The sequence below is a fragment of the Haladaptatus cibarius D43 genome (assembly GCF_000710615.1).
In the GTDB taxonomy this organism is placed as follows: domain Archaea; phylum Halobacteriota; class Halobacteria; order Halobacteriales; family Haladaptataceae; genus Haladaptatus; species Haladaptatus cibarius.
Genome location: NZ_JDTH01000002.1, coordinates 1,400,649 through 1,420,943 on the forward strand (window position 1 = coordinate 1,400,649; position 20,295 = coordinate 1,420,943).

Sequence of the window (20,295 nt, forward strand, 5' to 3'; positions counted from 1 at the left end):
TCAGTCGGGAGCTTCTCCGACCCTATTCGGCACGACAGCGATACTACTGTAGCCTTCGGCCGAGTTCGGTTTCGGGGCCGCAAAAAAAACGATGTGGACGTTCAGTCGGCGTCTACGGAGGAAGTCGCGTGGTCGGCACTCTCTTCGCCGGGCGCACCGTCCATCTGCGCGTAGGGGTCGTAGCCCTGTTCGCTCTCGTAGAGGTGACAGGCGACTTCCCGCTCTCCCTCGATGTCTGTTCGTTCGTGAAGCGGCGGCAGTGCATTAGCACAGACGCTCTCCTCTTCGAACCGACCGGTAAGTAGGTCGTCAGCCTCATTGAATTCTTCCGAGGCAACCAGCGAAATTCCCTCGTCCACGATATTGCCCGCTTCGCCGTTGAGGGAGGTATCGGCGAAGAATTCTTCTCGAATATTCGACTCGTCGCGGCTTTCGATGTCGCGCAACTGAACTGACCGCATGAAGGTTCTGACGGCAGCCCATTCGTCGGTGGAAAGGTCGTACTCCGACGGCTGGATAAGTTTCGGACACCGCTTCCGGAACCGACAGCCGGTCGGCACGTTAATCGCGTCACCGACTTCGCCTTCCAGTTCGACTCGTTCCCGACCCGCCGTCGGGTCGGGAACCGGCACCGCGTCGATGAGCGCTCTCGTGTAGGGGTGTTTCGGATTCGTGATTATCTCCTCCGTCGGCCCCTGTTCTACGATTTTTCCCATGTACATGATGGCGAGTCGGTCGCACATGTGGCGCAGGAGCGACAGGTCGTGGCTGATGTAGACGACCGAAAGGCCGAACTCGTCGGTCATGCGCTCCAGTAGGGAGAGGACGCCCGCCCGAAGGCTCACGTCCAGCATCGACACTGGTTCGTCCGCGACGATGAAATCCGGGTCGATGACCAACGCCCGAGCGATAGCGAGGCGTTGGCGCTGACCACCCGACAGTTCGTGCGGATAGCGGTCGAAGTAGGCCTCCGCTGGTTCGAGTTCGGCGAACTCCAACGCCCGCTGAACTCGTGACCGCTGGTTCGGAACGTCGTGGATACGAAGCGGTTCGACCACGGTGTCGTACACCGTCATCCGCGGGTTCAGGCTCTCGAACGGGTCTTGGAAAATCATCTGGGCGTTCTGCCGGAAGTTCGACAGGCCGGAACCGCTCTTGTCCGCGATGTCCTCGCCGTCGTAGTAGATGCTTCCGCCCGTCGGGTCGTACAGTTTCGTCAGGCACATTCCGGTGGTCGTTTTACCACACCCGGATTCGCCCGCGATGCCGAACGTCTCGCCCTCGCGCAGGTCGAAGTCGATACCGTCGATGGCGTGCACCGCGTCCGGTTCCTCGCCGCGAACGGATTTCATGAAACTGCTCACGAGGCCGGTTCCGACCGGGAAATGTTTTTCCAACCCTTCGACGCGGACGAGCGTGTCGTCGTCCGCGGAGGGATTCGCGTCAGTCATCGCTCACCTCCATGGACGCCTCGTTTTCCCACGTCTTCGCTCGACTCGCAACGGGGCGCAACTGCGTGTCGATTTTGTCTGCGTGATGGCAGTACGACCGCAGTTCGCCGTGGGTCACTTCGGGTGGGTCTTCTCTGGTACATTTCTCGGTCGCCAGCGGACAGCGTTCCGCGAACCGGCAACCGCTCGGCGGGTTGCTCAAATCCGGCGGATGGCCACCGATGCTCACGAGGTCTTGACTCGATTGGCGGATATCCGGAAACGCGCTTTTCAGCCCGAGCGTGTAGGGGTGGTACGGTTCGCCGAAGATGAACTCGGACGGGCCTTCCTCCGCGACTTCGCCCGCATACATGACGACGACACGGTCGCAGGTTTCCGCGACGACGGCCACATCGTGCGTGATGACCATCATCGCGGTGGCGCTCTCGCGCTGAATCCCGTTGATTCGTTTGAGAATCTGATCTTGCATGATGACGTCAAGCGCCGTCGTCGGCTCGTCCGCGAGGATGAGCGACGGTTCCAGCACGAGCGACATAGCAATCATAGCGCGCTGGCGCATCCCGCCGGAGAACTGGTGAGGATAGTCCGTCTGGCGGTCGCGGTCGAGTCCGACGAGGTCGAAGGCCTCGTCGATTCGTTCTTGGGCTTCGGTGCGGCCCATCTTCGGGTAGTGGGCGTCGATGGCCTCGATAATCTGTTCGCGGATGGTGTAGACGGGGTCGAGCGCGTTCATCGCGGACTGTGCGATGAGCGAAATTTCGTCCCAGCGGAGTTCGCGGCGGCGCTTTTCGGGCATCTCGGTCAAGTCTTCGCCCTTGAACCGGATGCTCCCGCCGTTGATGTAGCCGTTTTTCGGCAGGATGCCGATGAGTGCTTTTGCGAGTGTGCTCTTGCCACAGCCGGATTCGCCGACGATACCGATGGTTTCCCCCGCTTCGATTTCGAAGCTGACGCCGTCGACCGCTTTCACGGGGCCGTCTTCGCTGTCGTAGTACACTTCGAGGTCTTCGACTTCAAGGAGGGCCATTTCAGTGGCCCTCCTCGATTGTGCGGCTGCGATTCGGTTGGAGTTGGATACGTAGATTCATCCTTCGACCTGTAGTTCTGGATTGACGATTTCTTCGTAGCCGCGGCCGATGAGGAAGCCGCTGATGACCACGAGTGCGATACAGACTCCCGGCGGCACGAACCACCACCACGCGCCTTCAGTCATGGCACTGTAGACGCGCGCACTCTGGAGCATCACACCCCACGAGACGCTTTCGGGGTCACCGAGTCCGAGGAACGACACCCCTGCCTCGGTGAGGATTGCCCACGCGATGGCGAACGCGCCGTACAGGAACGCCATCGGAAGGACGTTCGGCGCGATGTGGCGCGAGATGATTCGCCAGTTGCTCGCGCCGGACACCTTCGCCGCCTTGACGAACGAGCGTTCGCGGAGCGAAAGCACGAGCGCGCGGATGACACGCGCCGAGGTTCGCCACTGAAGGAGGACGAACGCGAGGATGATGTTCTCCAGTCCGGGGCCGAGAACCGTCACGAGGACGATGACCGTGGGCAGGAGCGGAAGTCCGTAGACGAAGTCCACGAGGCGCATCAGCACGTCGTCCACGTAGCCGCCGTAATATCCGGCGGTTAGGCCGACGAGCGTGCCGAGTCCGACCGTCATGAACGCGGCGACCAGTCCGACAATCAGCGCCGGACGCGCGCCGTAGACGAGTTGGCTGAAGATGTCGTACCCCTGTGCGGTCGTCCCGAGAATGAATCCGCCTTCGCCGCCGAGGAACGACGGTTTCATCCATTTGGCGATGAGCGCGCCGCTGGTGAACACCCGCTCTGTCGGCGGATACTGCGCAATCAACGGCGCGATGACGGCGATGACGCCGAAGAAGGTCAGCGTCATCATGGCGAGAACGACCATCGGGTCTTGTATCAGCATCCGGAACTGTTCCGAAAGCGTCTCCGTCCAGAGTCGGACGTTTCGCTGCCACGTGCTGAATCCTTCGTCTTCGTCCGGTTCTATGTCTTCGAATATCGACCGTTCGTGTTCTTGATTCATTGATTCAGTCATACGTCACCCGTGGATCGAGGACGCCGTACAGCAGGTCGGCGACGAAGTTCATCACGATAACCGACAGCGCGAGGACGAGGAACGTCCCCTGTGCGACTGGGAAGTCACGCCGGAGGACGGCCCGAATCATCTCGCGGCCGATTCCCGGCCAGCCGAACACTGTTTCGATGAGAACGCTTCCGCCAACCGCGTAGCCGACTGCGATGGCCGCCGCGGTCAGCACGGGAAGCAGGGCGTTTCTGGCGGCGTGTTTGAACATTATCGTTCGCTCGGTCAGTCCCTTCGCCCGGCAGAGGTCGATGAAGTCCTCCGAGAGCGTTTCGAGCATGCTGTTGCGCATGATGAGTAGGGGATAACCCATGTAGTAGAACGCGAGCACGGCGACCGGCGCGACGAGGTGTTTCAGGAAGTCAAGCGAGAACACCATGTCCCAGAAGGTCGTCGGCCCGGAGCCGAGGCTCGTCATCCCGCTCATCGGAATCAGGTTGTACTGTGCGCCGAAGATCCAGAGGACGAGGATGCCCATCCAGAAACTCGGGATACTGCGTCCGACGAGCGCCGTCACGACGGCGGTTTTCTCGAACCTGCTTCCGCGGTACCATCCGGTGAGCACGCCGAGCGAAATCCCGATGATGTACGCGACGACGAACGCGGTCAGCATCAGGACGAGCGTGTTCGGGAGGTACGTGGCGAGCACGTCTACCACGCGCTCGTTCGTTTTGAACGAGCGCCCGAGGTCGAGCGTGACCAGATTTTCGATGTATCGAACGTACTGCACCCACAACGGGTCGTTCAAGCCGTAGCTGTCGATGAGTCGCTGTCGGACTTCCGGCGTCATCCCCGGCGAGATGATGTAGGAAGTCGGATTGCCCGGCATGAGTCGGAACAGCATGAACAGCGCGGTTGCGACCGCCCACAGCGTTATCCCCAATTGGAGGGTGCGTCTGACGAAGAAATCTAATTTTCCCATTGAATTTACTGAAATATGTTATGTTCGCGTTACTCTGATGACCCCTTCGCCTGAACCCGTCCGTTTTCGATGCTGTATCCGGCGTCTTCGAGCACCTGCTGTCCGGCGGCGATGCCGTCCTGTTCTTGGTATTTTGGCACGTCCGGGTTGCTGAACTTTCCGAAGGATTCGCCGATGAGGTTCCAGCCCTCCTCCGCGAAGCCGTACATAATCTGCTGATTGATGGCTTGCTTCGGCAGCGCGTGAACTGCGGCCTGTCGGACAGCTTTGTCGTCCAACCCTTCCTTACGGGTGTTCTGGCTGAAATGCCACCAGCCGTCGCCGGGCGCGGATTTCACGCCGATGTTGCCCGCGTCTTGGTTGTCGTTGAGTTGTTTGCCGATGCGGGTGTACGGCAGGTAGTTTAGCTCTCCTTGCTTCAACAGCGACCAGACCGTCGAGCTTTCCGGAATGATGCGCCAGATTCTGCGGTCGAATTTGACGGGTCGCCAGTGGTCTTCGTACTTCGTGAGGCTCAGTTCGCTCCCCTTCTCCCAGTAGTCGAACTGGAGTGGGCCGCTGCCGACCGGTTCGTTGACCGACGCTTGTGCCGGGTTGCTTCGGCTCTCCCACTTGTGCTGGGGAACGATTGGAATCTGGTTGGAGAACACTTTGTGAACCGGGCCAACAGGGTCGGAAAACTTCACCGTAATCCACTGTCCATCGACAGACACGGAATCGTACATCTCCCACTGGGTCGAGTAGAGCGGGATTTCGTTTTCTTTGATGTACTCAAGCGTGAACTTCACGTCCTCCGGCGTCAGGTCTTCGCCGTCGTGCCACTTGTGGCCCTCACGAAGCTTGTACCGAACAGTCGTGTCGTCGGGGCGTTCCCAGTCCGTCGCCAGACTGAGTTCTGGGTCGGGTTCCAGTTCGGAGTTGATGCGCACGAGTTTGTCGTACAGCATCTCGAACTGGTGGAAGAGTTTCGTCTCGTTGTTGTAGCCGAGGACGCTCAACGTTCCGAGCGTCTCGGCCCACGAGCCGCGAAGTTCGTTCGCGCTGTTGTTCACCTCGACGTTGGTCATCGGCTCCATGTGGTAGTAGCCGACGAGGTGGTCAGTCCACCCACTGACCTGTTGGTTGTTGAACGCCACGATGTTCGGCATCTGAACGATTGGGTGCATCGGAACGTCCTCGTTGATGGTCGCCTGAATCTCGTGGAGCATGTCGATTCGCTTCTGCTCGTCGGCTTCCTGCAACTGCTTCATCAGCGTCGGGTCGAGATCCTTGTTAGTGTAGCCGGTGAAATTACCGCCGCCCTTGCCCGTGTTCGATGAGTGGAACTGTTCCGCCATTCTGCGTCCGGGGTCGATACCCAGGCCGCGCGACCACGTCGCAAAGGAGTAGTTGAACTCGTCGGTGATTTTGGTGTACAGGGTACCCCATTCGAACACTTGAACCTTCGTGTTGAGTCCGAGGTTGTTGAGTTGGTCACCGATGAGGTTTATCGCGTCGTGGCGAGCAGGGTTATAGTTCGCAGGGTTGTTCAAGTACGAATACTGCGGGAGTTCGTTTCCACTGCCCGAACCGCCACCGTTGCCATTACCGTCTCCGTCGGAACCACTACAACCAGCAAGAGCAGTCATACCACCAACTCCAGCGATAGTTGAGTATTTTAGAAAGTCACGTCGCCCGACATCCTTGTTATCGTTTACCATTTGCCATTAGTTACCAATGGAGGTCTACTATATAAGCAAAATTGAACAGATTTTATAGAAACGTACTGTAACATAGATTGTTAGTATAGAAAGCGTTAACAGTAGATCTGTTCTCGGTTTAGGATTGCGCCAAGTTCAGTTATAATTCTGTCATTCTTTCCGAACACATGCCGTGAACCGAATTGCGGGGGCGGTAACCGCGTAGGGAAGCATCGAACGATGCTTAGAACAGGTGCCGGTCACTGTCTCGCGTTCGACCCCCATGTCGGAAATAGAGCGAACGTCCGCGAGGGAAGCGACCACCGTTCCATCGGTTTTCAAGCCCTCTCTCTCCCCGTCTGCTATCGCGTTTCCGATTCGAATCGGAAACGCGATACGCTGGTCTGTTGCCTCGTTTTCGAACTCCTGTGGCGTTGCGTCCGCGATGTTCTTCGCGTACAGGACGCTCGGCGGCATGGAACTCGCGCGTTTCGTTCTGGTCGCCTCGTTTTCGATTCGCGGCGGTTCGACCGATTGGACGAACAGGTCGGCACCATCCAAAAGGGACGACTCACTCGCGTCACCCGCGGCAACGTCGAGATGGCGGCTGTGAATCCGGGGCGGGCGTTCGTACCCGATGCTGGGAACGACCGACCCCGCCGGAGTCGCTTCTTCCTCGATAGCGGACACCATGTCGTGAAGTTGGTTTCTCACGATTCCGTCCGAAACCAGCGTGACCGGCGACGTAGGGCGACCCTCCCCGTCGTAGGCCAGTCCCGACCACGACCCAGCGCAAACCGCATCCTCGATTGTGAGGTTGTCCGGGCCAATTCGGTCGCCGACCGAAAACGGACTCGACCCGAAGTAGACACAGTCGATTTCGAGATAGTGCGAGAGGTGGTGGAACAGTTCGGCGGATGCTCGCGGCCCGAACACGATTTCGGTGTCGTCGCCGAACTCCGCGGCCGATTCGATTGCAATCGAATCGGCCGCGGTCGAACTATCGTCGTCCATCGAATCGGCCGCCCCCGAGTCGCTGTTCTCCGCGCGCGACCCCCACTCGACAACCTCCCGAACGTCGGTCGCAAATTCCTCGAATCGGCCGGAAAGCGAATCCAAAAACGACGCTCCCGCGGTGCTTCCGAAATGACGCTGGTGTTTCGGCGCGTCGGTCGGGTCGAAAAAGACGGTTACTGACGCCCGTTCGAGGGTCGTCCGAACCGTCGTGTCCGTCGTCGTCAACACGACTCCGTGGATGCGGTTGTCGCGGTAGGACGCAGTTGCGCGGTCGAGTGCCAGTTCACCGACCGACTCGGAAAACGCAGTTTTCACCCGTTCGAGTTTTTCCTCGGCGTCGAAATCGGAGAGCGACCCGCCGACGGCCCATCCCGGATGCACCGCCTGATGAATCGTCCCGCGGTCGTAGCTTGCGGGAAGTCGTTGGTCGAGAACCGTCGCCGACCGAATCGACCGCTCGATGAGATTGTTCAAATGGTCTTCTTCGAAGGCGGTCGTGAATCGGTAGTCTGCGCTCCCCTCCGCGAACAGTCGCCACCAGACGCCGACTTGTGAGAGGTCGGTCGCCGACCGGATTTTTTCCGGCGTCACCGACCCGTCGGTGGTTTCCCTGCCGACACACCCGACCTCCGCGTAGGCAACGTCCTCCTCGGAGTCGAGTCGTGACAACACCCACTCGGCGGTTTCGATTCCCTGCGTCAGTTGTTCCATGGTGTTCGTTCGTTGTGGAGTGGTAAAATTTGTTCCACATTTGCGCGGATTTCTCCCATCCAAACCTACATTGCACCCGCCTCCATCTGTATTTCCCACCACGTACAATGAACACAGTACCCACGACAATCGTTGGCGATGCCTACACGAGTTCCCACCACTGGAACCTCCTTTGTGACCTCGTCGATTTGGACAACCGGATGGCCGGACAGCAGGGCGAAAAAGAAGGCGCAAAGTTGGTCAAAGACGTGTTCGAGGAACACGGCCTCCGCGACGCCTCGATAACCGAGTTCGAAATCCCGGGTTGGTGGCGCGGGTCGAGTTCGCTCACCGTCAAACACGACCGAACCCACGAGTTCGATGCCCAGCACGAAACGGTTTCCCTGCCGGGAACGCCGAGCGGCGACGTAAGCGCCGAACTGGTCGATGTCGGCGACGGCCTCCCCGAGGATTTCGAAGAACACGACGTGGAGGGCAAACTCGTGATGGCGTCTAGTCTCACGCCGGACGAGTACGGGCGCTGGATTCACCGCGCGGAGAAGTACGGGGCGGCCGTTCGCGGCGGTGCGGTCGGATTCCTCTTCCGGAACCATCTGGACGGCAACCTCCCGCCGACGGGGAGCATCGGCAACGAAAACGGCCCGGGCGATATTCCCGCGGTCGGCGTCTCGAAGGAAGTCGGCCACCGACTCGTTCGATACTGCGAAGATGGTGAAACGACCGCCCAACTGACCGTGGACTGTCGGAACGAACCGACGAACTCCCGAAACATCGAAGCGGTAATCGGCCCGGATACGGACGAAGAAGTGCTCGTCACCGCCCACGTTGATGCCCACGACGTAGGCGAGGGCGCGAACGACAACGGCGTCGGCACCGTCCTCGTCGCGGAAATCGGACGACTGCTCGCAGGGATGGAAGAGGAACTGGAAACGAAGGTTCGCTGTCTCGTCTTCGGCGCGGAAGAGGTCGGCCTGTTCGGCGCGTACCACTGGGCCGAAGCCCGCGACACGGATTCGGTGAAATGCATCTTCAACATGGACGGCGCGGGCTACTCCAGAACCGCGGACGTACACACCCACGGATTCGAAGCCATCGGCGAAGCGTTCGAAGAAGTGCGAGATGAACTCGGCGTCCCGGTCGAAATCAACACCGGCATCCGCCCGCACAGCGACCACTGGCCGTTCGTTCAGAAGGGTGTCGCAGGCGCACAAGCGCGCTCGATTGCGAAGGACAGCGGGCGCGGTTGGGGCCACACCCACGGCGACACGCTCGACAAACTCGACCGCCGCGACCTCCGCGACCTCGCCGTCGTCTTCACCGCCGGAGTCGTCAAACTCGCGGAAACAGACCGCGAAATCGAGCCGAAATCGGTCGCCGAAATCCGCGAGGCGACCGTCGAACAGGGATTCGAGGAGGGAATGCGCAACTCCGGCAGTTGGCCGTTCGATGATGGCAAAATCGACGCATCTGCAAACGCAACCGCGGAGGGCGACCGATGACGGTTCGACTCGATTACGATTCGTTCGACCTCGGCGGGATGACGTGGGAGGACGCGGAGGAGGCGATTCCGAACGCCGACTTCCTCGTCCTGCCGACCGGGAGCGTCGAACAGCACTCCATCCACCTGCCCGTCACGGTCGATACGCTTCGTGCCGAAACCCTCTCGCGCGAACTCGTGGAGGCCGCGCCGGAACGCGACCTGTCGATGGTTCGACTGCCGACTCTTCCCTACGGCTACTCCGAACACCACATGAACTACGCCGGGACGATTACCCTCTCCGGCGAGACGTACATGCGCGTCGTCGAGGAAATCGCGCAGTCGATGTCGGAACACGGCGCGAAGCGACTCGTCCTGCTCAACTGCCACGGCGGGAATCGCTCCCCGCTGAAACTCGCTGGCGACCGTATCCAGCGCGACCACGGCGTGAAGGTGTTTTTCGTCCACTGGACGGATTTCGCCCGCGACAGGCTGAAAGATCGGTTCGGCGAGGAGTGGGGCCACGCGGGCGACCACGAAACCAGCGTCATCGAACTGTTCTATCCCGACCTCGTGAAAGCCGACAAAAAGGAACCACAGACCCGAAAAACCCGATTCGAGGCCCGACAGTACACCTACTTCGACGACATCACAGAACAGGGTGGACTTGGCGACCCGACGGAGTCGGACGCCGAGTTCTTGGAGCAAATCGTGGCGGAGACGACCGAAAAAATCCTCTCGGCGCTGGAATCGGATATGGAACAGGAAGAGTAATTCCCGACGACTACTCCATACTCCAGCGAACGACCTGCTCCGCTCCGGAGTCGGTGTAGGATAGCTGTACCGACGTGCCGAACGACGAAACGACTTCTTCCGGAACTTCGAACGCAACCGTGGTGGTAGCCGACCCGCCGGAGTCCACGGACGACGAAACGAACTGCTGCCAGTTTTCGGTGGCGGGTTCGGCCACGTCGTACTGCTCGTCGTTCGCCTGTACTGACACCGTCGCGCCCTCGGGCAACGATTGGGACGCCTGTGCCGTGTTTTGCGTTTCGAACGTCACGAGCAAGAACGTGTTTCCGTCGCTGGATTCCGCGGTCGTTCCGCCGTGGTCGTAGGTATCGGACGCGTCGGCCTCCGTGACGGCAACGTCGAGTCCGTCGGAGACGGACGCGGATTCACCGAACGCGACGGTTCGCGTCTCGCCGGTCGTCGTGGACGAGTCCGACGTGGTCGTCTCATCCGTCGTCCCGTCTGCCGTGGTTTCGCTCGTCGTCGCGTCTCCCGTCGTGGTACCTTCTGCCTCGGTCGTCCCGGTCATCTCACCCGAGGGTGGTGTCGTGGTCGATTGCTCCGTTCCGGTCGTGGTCGAACCAGTGTCGTCCCCGTCGGAGGAACACCCCGCGAGAAGAACCGCGCTTGTCGTAGCGATAAACGTGCGACGCTTCATGTCGCTTCGGCGGTTTCCGTCCAAAGTATAATTCACTATTGGCCGCAGAAATAGCATCAATTACCGATGTGTTTCTAAGAATAAATATAACTATTTGGAGCAGTCCTAAATTCAATCAGACGACAGATATGACAACGTCGTCCGTCGCCACCGAACCCTCGTCGTCGGTCACGCGAAGCATGACTCGGAACTCCCCGCACTCGGTCGGGGAGAGTTCGGCGGACTGTCCATTGGTTTCGAACGCGCCATCGTCGTCGGTGTCCCACGCGTATTCCACGATGTCGCCGTCGCCGTCCTCAGATGCGGAGGCGTCGAACGTCACTGTCTCACCTCGCTCTACTGAATTTCCACCGGCGTCGCTCTGAATCCGCGCGACTGGTGGTTCGTTCTGGTCGTCGCTGCCATCGTCGCCTTCGTCACCGTTTCCGCCGTCCTCGTCGTCTCCACCGTCTTCACCATCCTCGTCGCCGTCGTTTCCATCTCCACCCGCAGTCAACAGTTCCTCTTCCACGAGTTGCTGGACGAGTTTGGCGTGCCACTGCACTCGTTTGCCGATTTCCGTGTCCTTGGAGGTAACTTCCACGAGGAACGCGTCGGCACCCGCGTCGCGCGCGGCCTTGTGGCTGAGCAGTCCGGTCGGTTCGCTCGAAGGTGAGGAGAACGCGCCGACCGAAAACGTGTAGTTGTCGCGCGAAACGTAGTTTCGGTTCAGGTATTGAGCGGCCGCTCTGGCGTCGTCGGACGCCGATTCGTCCCACGAGGTGAAGATGACTTGCCCGACGCCGCCGACCAAGTCACCGTCGTAGATGCCGATGGATTCGTGCAGGTCGATGACCACGTCCGGGTCGTACTCCTCGACGACGCCCCAAATGGCGCGAGCGAGTTCCGTCTCGGGTTCCGACCCCGACGGGAACTGTCGGTTGAGGTCGCTCTCGCCGCTCGCGGTGCGCGCGTCCGCTGCAACCGCTTCCGCGTTGGCTCTCGGAATCGTCACCAACGTTCCGCGTTCGATGTTCCACTGGGCGATTTTCTCAGCGGCCAGATAGCCCGCTTCTTCGTTGCCGTGCATCCCACCGACGACCAGTGCGGTCGGCCCGGATTCGCTCGCGGTCGTTACGTGCACCTCGGTTGCGTCGGCGGTGCCGCTCATGAGCGTGAACGAATCGCGCGCGAGGTCGTCTCCGTTTTGGCCGTGCGTCTGTGCCACACCGAGTCCGAGGAGTCCTGTGCATCCGGCAGCAGTCAGAAACGTGCGTCGTGTCGTGGTCATGTATGCTCACCCCGGATGTAGAAAGCCTAGGTTATCTTTTTTGGGGTTTGTTCAAAATTATGTGGAAAAGATATACAATTAGCAAATAATAATCCGAATACAGTAACTATTCATTCATACTCTACAAATATTCATAATGAATTATACTGTTGGTATTTTTCTGTTTCGACCGTATTTTCACTCATTTGCCACCGGAATTCGTTCGAGAAACTGCGGATAGCTGATTCGGTTTCTCACGGCACAAAGTAGGCCGAGAATGCGGAACCGAGGACAGTCCCGCCACCCCACCACAGAAGCATATTTCCGCTTCCGACGGCGTTTTCGACGAGTGCGCCGAGCAGCGACCCATCGAGGCAAATCCAATCGTCGCGGCGTCTCGTCCGTCGATTCTCATCGTCACCGGCCGAATCTGTCTTTCGGCACCGCGGGGTTCGTCCGGATTTCGAACCGTGCGCCGCCGGTTTCGCTCCCCGCTACCGCAATCGACCATCCATGTGAATCGATGAGGCTCTCGACGATGGCCAGTCCGAATCCGGTTCCGTTCTTCTGCGTCGTGTGGCCCATCTCGAACACCTTGTCGCGTATTTCCGCCGGAATCCCGCTTCCGTCGTCCTCGACGAACAATCCGTTTTTCGTTGCACCGACGGTGATGGTTTCCGCCTCGCCGTGTTCGATTGCGTTTCGGAACAGGTTCTCGAAGACGTGTGCCAGCAAATCCGGATAGCCGTCGAGGATGCGGTCGTCGGTTCGCGCGAGTTTCACTGCCTCGGTTTCGACGTTCGACCACGCGCTTTCGGTCAGGTTGCTCAGTCGAACCGGTTCTTTGTCCCGTCCCTCAGTGCCGTACTGCATCAGGGTGAGCGCGCCGTCGATGATGGCCTCCATCCGCAAAAGCGAAGAAAGGATGTCATCGAGATAGTCGTCGTCGGTGTCCATCGCCAGCATCTTCGCCGACCCCTGTGCCACGGCGAGCGGATTGCGAAGGTCGTGGGAGAGAAGTTTAGCGAATTCCTGTAGTTCCTCGGTTCGCTGGTTTGATTTCAGTTCCGCAACCTTTCTCTGTGTAATGTTCTCATGTGCGACGACGAGGTAGTCGTTACCGCGCGACTCGAATCGACTCGCGTGCATCAGAAACCAGCGTTTCGATTCGGGCGAATGGCACGGATATTCGAACGAAAACGATTCTCGCTCTCCGTCGAGGATTTCTCGAAGCCCCGCAATCGCGGTTCGAGCATACTCGTCGTTTGCTTCCGCACAGATGTCGATGTAGTTGTCTCCGACCGTGTCGGCAGGCGGTCGAATATCGTTGGCCCGGCCGAACTCCTGCCACGCCCGGTTCGAAGCGAGTATCGTCGCATCCGAATCGAGGATGGCGACGTTGAGCGTGAGGGAGTCGAGTGCCGGGCCGAGAAGGTTCCCCGGAATCTGCATCTGTTTTTTCATCACTCGATTGAAGTACCTATAGTTTTGCCCTTCAGAAGAAAGCAGTCACAACTTAGGTGCCTAACTGGTCGTTCAATCCCCACTCCTCAGCGCGACGTTGGGCCTCCTCGCGCGCCTGTTCTCGAATCGCGTCGATTTTCTCGTCATTTTCGAGGAACGCTTCCACCGCGCTGGGCGGGTCGTCTGTCTCTCCATCCGAAGTGAGACGGTTTCGTTCCGTCGGTGCTTGCTCTCGCGTCCGGTCGGCTAACTCCGGGTCGCCTGCCAACCGCTTGGCGGGCATTCCCGGCGGAATTTCCCAGTCGTACTCGTTCCGTTCTCCGCCTTCGACTGAAGCGAGTTCGTCACCGGACAGTCGAAATAGGTCGATGCTGTACGGCCCGGGCATGGCGAGGTCAGCGAGTGCAACCGAACCGCCACGATTCGTTCCCGTGTGATACACGAGATTCGGAATACCGGCCTCGAAAGTGATGATACCGTGACCCTCGGCGTCCAACAGGAGCGAATCCTGCGGTTCGAAGACGGCGTATCCGGTCAGTTCGCGCTCCAGCACGGTTTCGAGCATCGTCGCCGGATGGCTGACGACGCGGGAGCGAACGAGTTCGCCGCGCGGGAGGTTCATGGCGAGTCGGGGATGACGGCGCTCCGGAAGCGTTCCGCAACGCCCGCGGAATCACCCGAACGAACGTCGAGGGTGCTGGCCGCGTTCTTGTACGCCTGTGCCGCCGGACTGTCGGGTGCGTGTGCCAGCAGTGGTTTTCCCGCTTGTCGCGCCGCGCGCGCGGCGTCGTCGTTGGGAACTGTGGCGAGCGTCGGCCCGCCGAAATAACGTTCGCTCTTGTCGGCAATTGCGGCCACGTTCTCGTCGTCGTGGACTTTGTTGAACAGTACGCCCGCGGTTCCGGTGCCGTAGGAGCGAGCGTACTCTTGAACCTTCAGACCGTCGCTCAGCGACGGAATCGTCGGTTGGAGGACGACGACGATTCGGTCAGCGAGGACAATGGGGAGAATCGCGTTTTTACTGCCGAGAGCCGCAGGTGAGTCGAGCAGAAGAACGTCGGTTTCGGCGGCGAGTGTGGCCACCACGTCCTGTAATCGGTCGGGGTCGGCGCGTTCGAACGCGGACAAACTGGTACCACAGGGAACGACGCGCATCCCGAACCGTTCGTAGACGGCGTCCTCGACGGGTGCGTCGGCGTCCTCGATGAGAAGGTCGTGAAGCGTCGTCTCCACGTCGGTTAGCCCCGCGTGAAACAACATATTCGCCATTCCCGTGTCGGCGTCCACGACCGTCACGTCGTACTCTTCCGACAAGGCCATTCCGAGCGAGAGCGTGCTCGTGGTCTTCCCAGTTCCTCCTTTGCCGCTCGCAACCGCAAACGCCTCGACCATTGCTCCATACTCGGTTCGTCATCCGTTAAAAAATCATCCACTTCGTCGGCAGGGAAATCGGTGGTTTGGATGTGTGGAGGGCCGATAGTGTATCAACCGAATCTGAAACGCGCAGATGACACACCGAGCGTCAGCGGGAAAATTCGGGGGAGGGAGGGGTTGTCGGTACTGGTATCGGTAGCGATACGGTAGGGATGCACGAGGAAGCGACCGACGGCGACGCGAGTGGGGTGTCGCAGAGTGCATCGAGATGCTCCTACACTGGTTGAGTGGCGGTGACCAGTTGTGGAGTGGTGCGTTGGAATCGGTCGTTTGTCCGTTTCTCGTCCATCCAACTTCTTCTACTACCCCCACTGTCTAAAAATTTACTCTCTAGTTGAGCGTATGTTAAATTGATTTGTCTCCAGACGAACTTCGATACAGTTTTGAAACAAGTATGTAGTAGCATACCATATGAGCCCTCCAGAAGTCGACCTTGCCACGCCGCCCCTCGCGCAGGTGTTCGTCTATCCTGCACGCGTGAAGTTCCTCGCGGTGCTCGCGGACAACCCCGACGAGAGCTTTAGCGCGACCGAACTGGCGGAACACGCCGGAACCGCCGCCAGCACGTGGACGAGCCACCGGGACGACCTCCTCGAACTTGAATTGGTGGACGAAATCGACACAGACGGGGCGTATCCCGAATATTCGCTCGCTCCGACGGCCCACGCACAACTTCTCCGCCAACTGTCCGAGGACATCGACGCCGTCCTCTACGAACTCAACGACCCACTTTCTGACGCAATCGGCGGTTTCGCCCAGTGAGACGCCCGAATACGAATTGATGCTATTTTTTAAATACTTACTATTATTAATTTTGACTCCGTATTATTAAAAAAATTATAAGAAAGAAGGGCCACATGTCTTAGTTGCAATGGCGACAAAAAACTCGATTGGGGAATTCGTTGCACAGCATCCACGACTACTCGGCGTCCTGTTCGCACTTAGCACGTTGTTGGTTCAAGCAGGGAGTGTGATTGCAGATGGTGCAAATAGCGGCCCGTAGCTAGTTAATATCAGATATTTGTAATTCGTCGCTCCAGTAAAGCTGATTTTCAACTTCAACCGGTCTAACTTCGTACGAAATCCAAGATTTAAGTTCTTCTATAGATAGATTTACTGTTGTTAGGGGTGCCGAGGCGATATACCGTTCTTGCGACCAATCGGGATGAAAATTAACATGAGTTCCAAACCCGTGTATATCAGTCGGGTATGTATTGACCACAACCTCGAACCGGTCGTTTTTAACTCGCTTGATTTTGAGATGATGTGGTAGTCCGCTCTCACACTGGACTAACGACAACCCACCATCTCCGAGCACAGTATACTGATAGCCGTACACTGATTGCTTTCGTGCAATCGACAGCGCGGCGCGAAGAGGAAAACCACAGTTTAGGAGTCGAGCCAGTATTTTGCCCAGTTTCGTCGCCGACGGATTGCCGATGGGGGAAAGCGTGGCGACGCCGCCGCGACTTCCCTTTTTGATGAGTTCGTACCCCTGCTGGTAGGACTCACAGGCGTTCAGGAGGAATGCGGTGGCGTTGACCTCCGTGAGGGTATGCGCGTCGAGCGACCCGTCGGCGCAGAGAAACCCGCGGTCGTCGATGTGGCCGATGTAGTGGACGAAATCGGACTGCCGAGCGAGCAGTTCCCGGAGTTCGTCCTGCGTGAGGTCGTAGTGGGCGGTCACGTCGAAATCGAGGAACTCCCGAACGCCGTACAGTTCCTTCACCACGTCCTCGTCCAGCATTTTGTCGTCGTTACAGACGACGTGAATGTCGATGGTGTCCGAGGTCGGAACGCGGTCAACTCGTCGCTCAAGCGCGGACAAATCGAGTTTGTTGACCTTGAGAGGGAATCCCGGCCCGGCCCACGCCTGTTCGATGACGTTCGGCATCGAATCAACCTGAAACACGTCCCGGTCGTCCACCGCGTCCCAGCCCTTCGTCCCGCGAGCCAGCACGCCGGATGGCGGCGCGCGGAAGAACTCGCTCTGAGCGTCCGACATGGGTTTGACCGAGTTGGGATTCGGGCTGTCGGGAAGCCGAACGAGCGCGAGGTTGTCCGCGAGGTACGGGAGATATTCCGCGTTTTCGACCGTCGGTGTGAGGTCAACGCCGAGTCGCCAGTTTGGGATGTACGGTTCGAGCGTTTCGAACGGAACCGATAGATACGCGGCGAGACGCGCCGTCAACGGCGCGTCGTACAGTGCAGAAAAGTCGAGGTCAACGAGCGGTTCGACTTGCTCGCGTTCGTGCAAGTCAACTTGATAGTATCCCTCGGTTCGAGTAAGACAGTCGAGGAAAAACGTCTGGCGAAGGACGCGGTTGACCGCGTTTTCGTAGCTGTCGCCAGCGGTAAGTTCGTGCTCGAACTCGTCCGCGACCAATCGCGGACGAGTTCCTGTCTCCGGAACGACCTCCCCGCCGAGATAATACGCGAGCGAGGCCAGCGGGAAGACGTGTTCCCTGTCTGGGGGGACGACAAGTGAAACACCCGTATCGGGTCGAACCAGCCCATCCGGCGCGTCGAATTGTTCCGCGCGCTTGATAAGTGGCGGATGTCCCCGCAGGGTCGGAAACGAGCGCTCCGGACTCGTCGTTTTCAGCGCCGACCCGGAGAGAGAAAGCGCGCGCATCACGTCCTCTACGTCGTCGGTAACGGTTATCGTCCCCGCCGGTCGGTCGTGGTAGGAGCGTGCACCCACACGCACGGACGTTTCGGCTCCGAAGTCGAGGACGACCGCACCGTCGCGCTGTTTGAGACGGAATCCGCTTTCGACGCCGAGGTACAGCTTCATCGGGGCCGTACTCAGTTCGATGAGATAGGTTCCGGGTTCGACGCTCCGGTTGTTGCCGTCGGAGGTTTCGGCCACCATCTCCCCGTCCTGCGTTCGAATGGTGACGGGAAGCAGTTTCGGTACGCAGAGCGTCACGGTTTTGACGGCAACCGCGGCATCGACCGGAAAGTAGAACCGTTTGGTCGAAACTGCCGTCGGCTGAACGGAACCGGAGGTGTAGAGTGCGAAGCGAACGTTCTCGATAGGGTCGTAAACGTCGAGTCCGTCGCGCTCGGGATGCCGCCGAAACTCCATAGCGAAGGTATGTGAGTCAGCTATGATAGTTCTACCCAGTGGGTCGTCTCACCGAGGTCGGGAACGTGCCATCGCTGCTCTGCCAAACCGGGCCGCTTGCGCAGTTCGATACGCGCGTCGAACAGCGGAGACAGTTCTTCTACGAGCGGGTCGTCGTCTGCCACTCGAAGATGATAGTGCGCCATGCCGTGGACACCGCGGACGATTGCGGTGAGTCCGCGAAGGAACTGGGAAAGGGAGACGATGTCGTCCCCACCGGACAGCACTTCGACGGAATCGATTCCGAGGCGAAGTTCCGCGGGCGAAAAGCCATCGTTTTGGTCGTCGTACTGACTGATTACGGAAATTAGCTCGGAACGAAGCGTTTCCCGTGAAACGTTCTGTACGGAGTCGGTTTTTTCGTCGCTCTTCGTGGCGCGATATTCAGTTCGTCGGTCGATGACGCGGGTGTCCGGGGAGTTCGGTTCGACCGGAAGGTGCGAGTCTGCACCGAGTGCGGTGGGGTTCGTAAGCGCGAGCACGCGCGTTCGTCGCCCCTGTCCGAAGAGCGTCCGACTGAATGCGGCGCTCGTCTCTTTCGGCACGTCGCCGGTAACGAGGAGATTGCTGCCACTCGTTTTCAGCCCCGCAAGCCACTCAGTGAACTGCACGTCCTGCGTCGAACCCTCGCCCGACCCGCTTCGAAATTCGAGACGAGAACTCATTAGTGAGACGAATGTTCCACGCAAAAATAAGGGTTCGGGATAATGGCTGACGAACCGCGAATCGATATCCGTCGAGCACCTGACCGACTGTTGTCGTGGGTAGCGTTGTGACGATAAATCGCGCGAAGAAGCGATGGCTTACCACAATACGATAGGTGGCTTACCACGTGATGACGTTGCTCTCCAAATCGCGCGGGAAGTAGGTCAGCATTTCCGTGCCGTTCTCCGTGACCGCAACCGTGTCGGAGTGACGGTAGCCGTAGGTGTCGGTGTACAGTCCCGGTTCGATGGTGTAAACGTGGCCGGGTTCCATTTCGGCGTCATCCTCGTCTACGTGGTCATCCCATCCGCGGTCGATGTACGGCGGTTCGTGGCCGCCCATTCCGATGTTGTGGCCGACGTGATGCTGTGCAAGGTCGGTGACGCCCTGCTCCTCGAAGTAGTCCCACACCTGTTGGTCAACGTAAGACAAGGGAACACCCGGCCCAAGGGCGTCGATAGCGATGGTTTGAGATTCGAGCATCAACTCGAAGTAATGTTCCTGTTCGTCTGTCGGCGAACCGACGAACATCGTTCGCTCCAGTTCGGAGTGATAGCCATCGACGTTCGCGGCGGCACCCGTGACCAGAACGTCTCCCTCCTCGATTCGGCGGTTCGCGGTGTGGCCGTGCGGAAGGGCTGTTTGTGGCCCGGTGATGTAGCCTGCAAATGCAGGCCCGTCTCCTCGCGTACGCGGAACATACTCGTTCCCGAGCGTATCGAGCATCGCCCGGGAAGCGTCCATCGAGGCTCGCTGGCTGACGGTCGCCGGGTGCGCGCCGGGTTCCGTGTAATCCGCGAGATACTGGTGTGCGAGGTTCCCCCATTTGGCCGATTCGCGGATGAGGTCGATTTCGGCGTCGGTTTTCGCCCAGCGCAGTCTGCTCACCCAGCCTTGCATTTCGACTTCGACGAACTCCGAGAGCGCCGGGCCGTCGTAGCCCATCACGCCGGGCGCGCCGTCGGCGTCCGTGGCGACTGTCTCCGCGCCGAGTCCCGAGAGCATTTCGACAGCAACCTGAATCGGTTTACCGCCGGGATAGTCGAAGTAGTGATGGACGGCGTCGATTCGCGGGTTCGGTTCGACGCGCTCGACTTCGAGTCGTGGCACCGTGATTTCGATTCGTTCGTCAGTGACGGCGAGTACGACCGGTCGTTCGGTCTGAATGTGGTCAAAGCCGGTGAGATACTCGATACTCGTCGCGCCGAACCAGACGCCTGCGTCGGCACCCTGTTCGCGTATCTTCTCGCGTACTGCTTCGAGACGATGGTCGAACTCCGAATCCGGAAGTCGTGTAGCCATGCCATAGCGTTCACTGGTGCGAACTAAAACCTTCACGTGGCGGAAAGCCGTTCCAAATCGCTGTTGCTGTCGAACGGCGTCGTTGCTCGTCCGAGATGGCGAGGCTACTCTCGTTTGGGAGCGTACTCTTTGCTGTCCGGGTAGCGTTGTCCGTTCGAATGCTCGTTTCCGACCTCGTGATGCAA

18 protein-coding genes are annotated in these 20,295 nt (G+C 59.2%); 4 read left to right on the forward strand and 14 right to left on the reverse strand.

Annotated features, from left to right (window positions below):
- Window positions 1-101 precede the first annotated feature (101 nt).
- The 6 genes from HL45_RS12555 to HL45_RS12580 form a co-directional block, all read right to left on the reverse strand.
- Entirely contained in the window at window positions 102-1,451 is a 1,350-nt protein-coding gene (locus HL45_RS12555; protein ID WP_233274768.1) for an ABC transporter ATP-binding protein, read from the reverse strand.
- Window positions 1,444-2,478 (reverse strand): ABC transporter ATP-binding protein, encoded by a 1,035-nt coding sequence (locus HL45_RS12560; RefSeq protein ID WP_049971427.1) that lies wholly within the window; start codon window positions 2,476-2,478, stop codon window positions 1,444-1,446. The genes HL45_RS12555 and HL45_RS12560 overlap by 8 nt, the downstream gene beginning before the upstream one ends.
- A gap of 57 nt (window positions 2,479-2,535) precedes the next feature.
- Complete coding sequence (locus tag HL45_RS12565) at window positions 2,536-3,522, reverse strand: ABC transporter permease (RefSeq protein WP_049971428.1); 987 nt, start codon at window positions 3,520-3,522, stop codon at window positions 2,536-2,538.
- Window positions 3,515-4,492 (reverse strand): ABC transporter permease, encoded by a 978-nt coding sequence (locus HL45_RS12570; protein WP_049971429.1) that lies wholly within the window; start codon window positions 4,490-4,492, stop codon window positions 3,515-3,517. The genes HL45_RS12565 and HL45_RS12570 overlap by 8 nt, the downstream gene beginning before the upstream one ends.
- Before the next feature lie 29 nt (window positions 4,493-4,521).
- Window positions 4,522-6,120, reverse strand: coding sequence for an ABC transporter substrate-binding protein (locus HL45_RS12575; RefSeq protein WP_233274769.1), 1,599 nt, complete (start codon window positions 6,118-6,120; stop codon window positions 4,522-4,524).
- A 222-nt stretch (window positions 6,121-6,342) separates the two neighbouring features.
- Complete coding sequence (locus tag HL45_RS12580; RefSeq protein WP_233274770.1) at window positions 6,343-7,899, reverse strand: metallopeptidase TldD-related protein; 1,557 nt, start codon at window positions 7,897-7,899, stop codon at window positions 6,343-6,345.
- A gap of 107 nt (window positions 7,900-8,006) precedes the next feature.
- On the opposite strand from HL45_RS12580, the gene HL45_RS12585 reads away from it, so the two are divergent.
- Together HL45_RS12585 and HL45_RS12590 are read left to right on the forward strand one after the other, a co-directional pair.
- Window positions 8,007-9,398 (forward strand): M28 family peptidase, encoded by a 1,392-nt coding sequence (locus HL45_RS12585; RefSeq protein WP_049971431.1) that lies wholly within the window; start codon window positions 8,007-8,009, stop codon window positions 9,396-9,398.
- Window positions 9,395-10,150, forward strand: a complete 756-nt coding sequence (locus HL45_RS12590; RefSeq protein WP_049971432.1) for a creatininase family protein — start codon at window positions 9,395-9,397, stop codon at window positions 10,148-10,150. The genes HL45_RS12585 and HL45_RS12590 overlap by 4 nt, the downstream gene beginning before the upstream one ends.
- 10 nt (window positions 10,151-10,160) lie before the next feature.
- Here the strand turns inward: HL45_RS12590 and HL45_RS12595 are convergent, their stop codons facing one another.
- The 5 genes from HL45_RS12595 to HL45_RS12615 form a co-directional block, all read right to left on the reverse strand.
- The gene (locus HL45_RS12595) at window positions 10,161-10,826 is read right to left on the reverse strand and encodes a DUF4352 domain-containing protein (RefSeq protein WP_158413698.1); all 666 of its coding nucleotides are present in this window, start codon (window positions 10,824-10,826) and stop codon (window positions 10,161-10,163) included.
- 115 nt (window positions 10,827-10,941) lie between these two features.
- Window positions 10,942-12,096, reverse strand: coding sequence for a PKD domain-containing protein (locus HL45_RS12600; protein WP_049971434.1), 1,155 nt, complete (start codon window positions 12,094-12,096; stop codon window positions 10,942-10,944).
- 396 nt (window positions 12,097-12,492) lie between these two features.
- Window positions 12,493-13,539: a PAS domain-containing sensor histidine kinase gene (locus tag HL45_RS12605; protein ID WP_049971435.1), complete on the reverse strand. Its 1,047-nt coding sequence runs from the start codon at window positions 13,537-13,539 to the stop codon at window positions 12,493-12,495.
- A gap of 52 nt (window positions 13,540-13,591) precedes the next feature.
- Window positions 13,592-14,161 carry a hypothetical protein gene (locus tag HL45_RS12610; protein WP_049971436.1) on the reverse strand — a complete coding sequence of 190 codons (570 nt, stop codon included), beginning with the start codon at window positions 14,159-14,161 and terminating at the stop codon, window positions 13,592-13,594.
- Entirely contained in the window at window positions 14,158-14,931 is a 774-nt protein-coding gene (locus HL45_RS12615; protein ID WP_049971437.1) for a nucleotide-binding protein, read from the reverse strand. The genes HL45_RS12610 and HL45_RS12615 overlap by 4 nt, the downstream gene beginning before the upstream one ends.
- A 453-nt stretch (window positions 14,932-15,384) precedes the next feature.
- Between HL45_RS12615 and HL45_RS12620 the strand changes: the two genes are divergently transcribed.
- Window positions 15,385-15,735 (forward strand): helix-turn-helix domain-containing protein, encoded by a 351-nt coding sequence (locus tag HL45_RS12620; protein WP_049971438.1) that lies wholly within the window; start codon window positions 15,385-15,387, stop codon window positions 15,733-15,735.
- Between the two features lie 109 nt (window positions 15,736-15,844).
- The gene (locus HL45_RS21820) at window positions 15,845-15,976 is read left to right on the forward strand and encodes a DUF7503 family protein (RefSeq protein WP_267879591.1); all 132 of its coding nucleotides are present in this window, start codon (window positions 15,845-15,847) and stop codon (window positions 15,974-15,976) included.
- Here the strand turns inward: HL45_RS21820 and HL45_RS12625 are convergent, their stop codons facing one another.
- The 3 genes from HL45_RS12625 to HL45_RS12635 form a co-directional block, all read right to left on the reverse strand.
- Complete coding sequence (locus tag HL45_RS12625; protein WP_049971439.1) at window positions 15,977-18,064, reverse strand: CHAT domain-containing protein; 2,088 nt, start codon at window positions 18,062-18,064, stop codon at window positions 15,977-15,979.
- 20 nt (window positions 18,065-18,084) lie between these two features.
- Window positions 18,085-18,768 (reverse strand): DUF7504 family protein, encoded by a 684-nt coding sequence (locus HL45_RS12630; RefSeq protein WP_049971440.1) that lies wholly within the window; start codon window positions 18,766-18,768, stop codon window positions 18,085-18,087.
- A gap of 160 nt (window positions 18,769-18,928) precedes the next feature.
- Complete coding sequence (locus tag HL45_RS12635; protein ID WP_049971441.1) at window positions 18,929-20,110, reverse strand: M24 family metallopeptidase; 1,182 nt, start codon at window positions 20,108-20,110, stop codon at window positions 18,929-18,931.
- Window positions 20,111-20,295 lie beyond the last annotated feature (185 nt).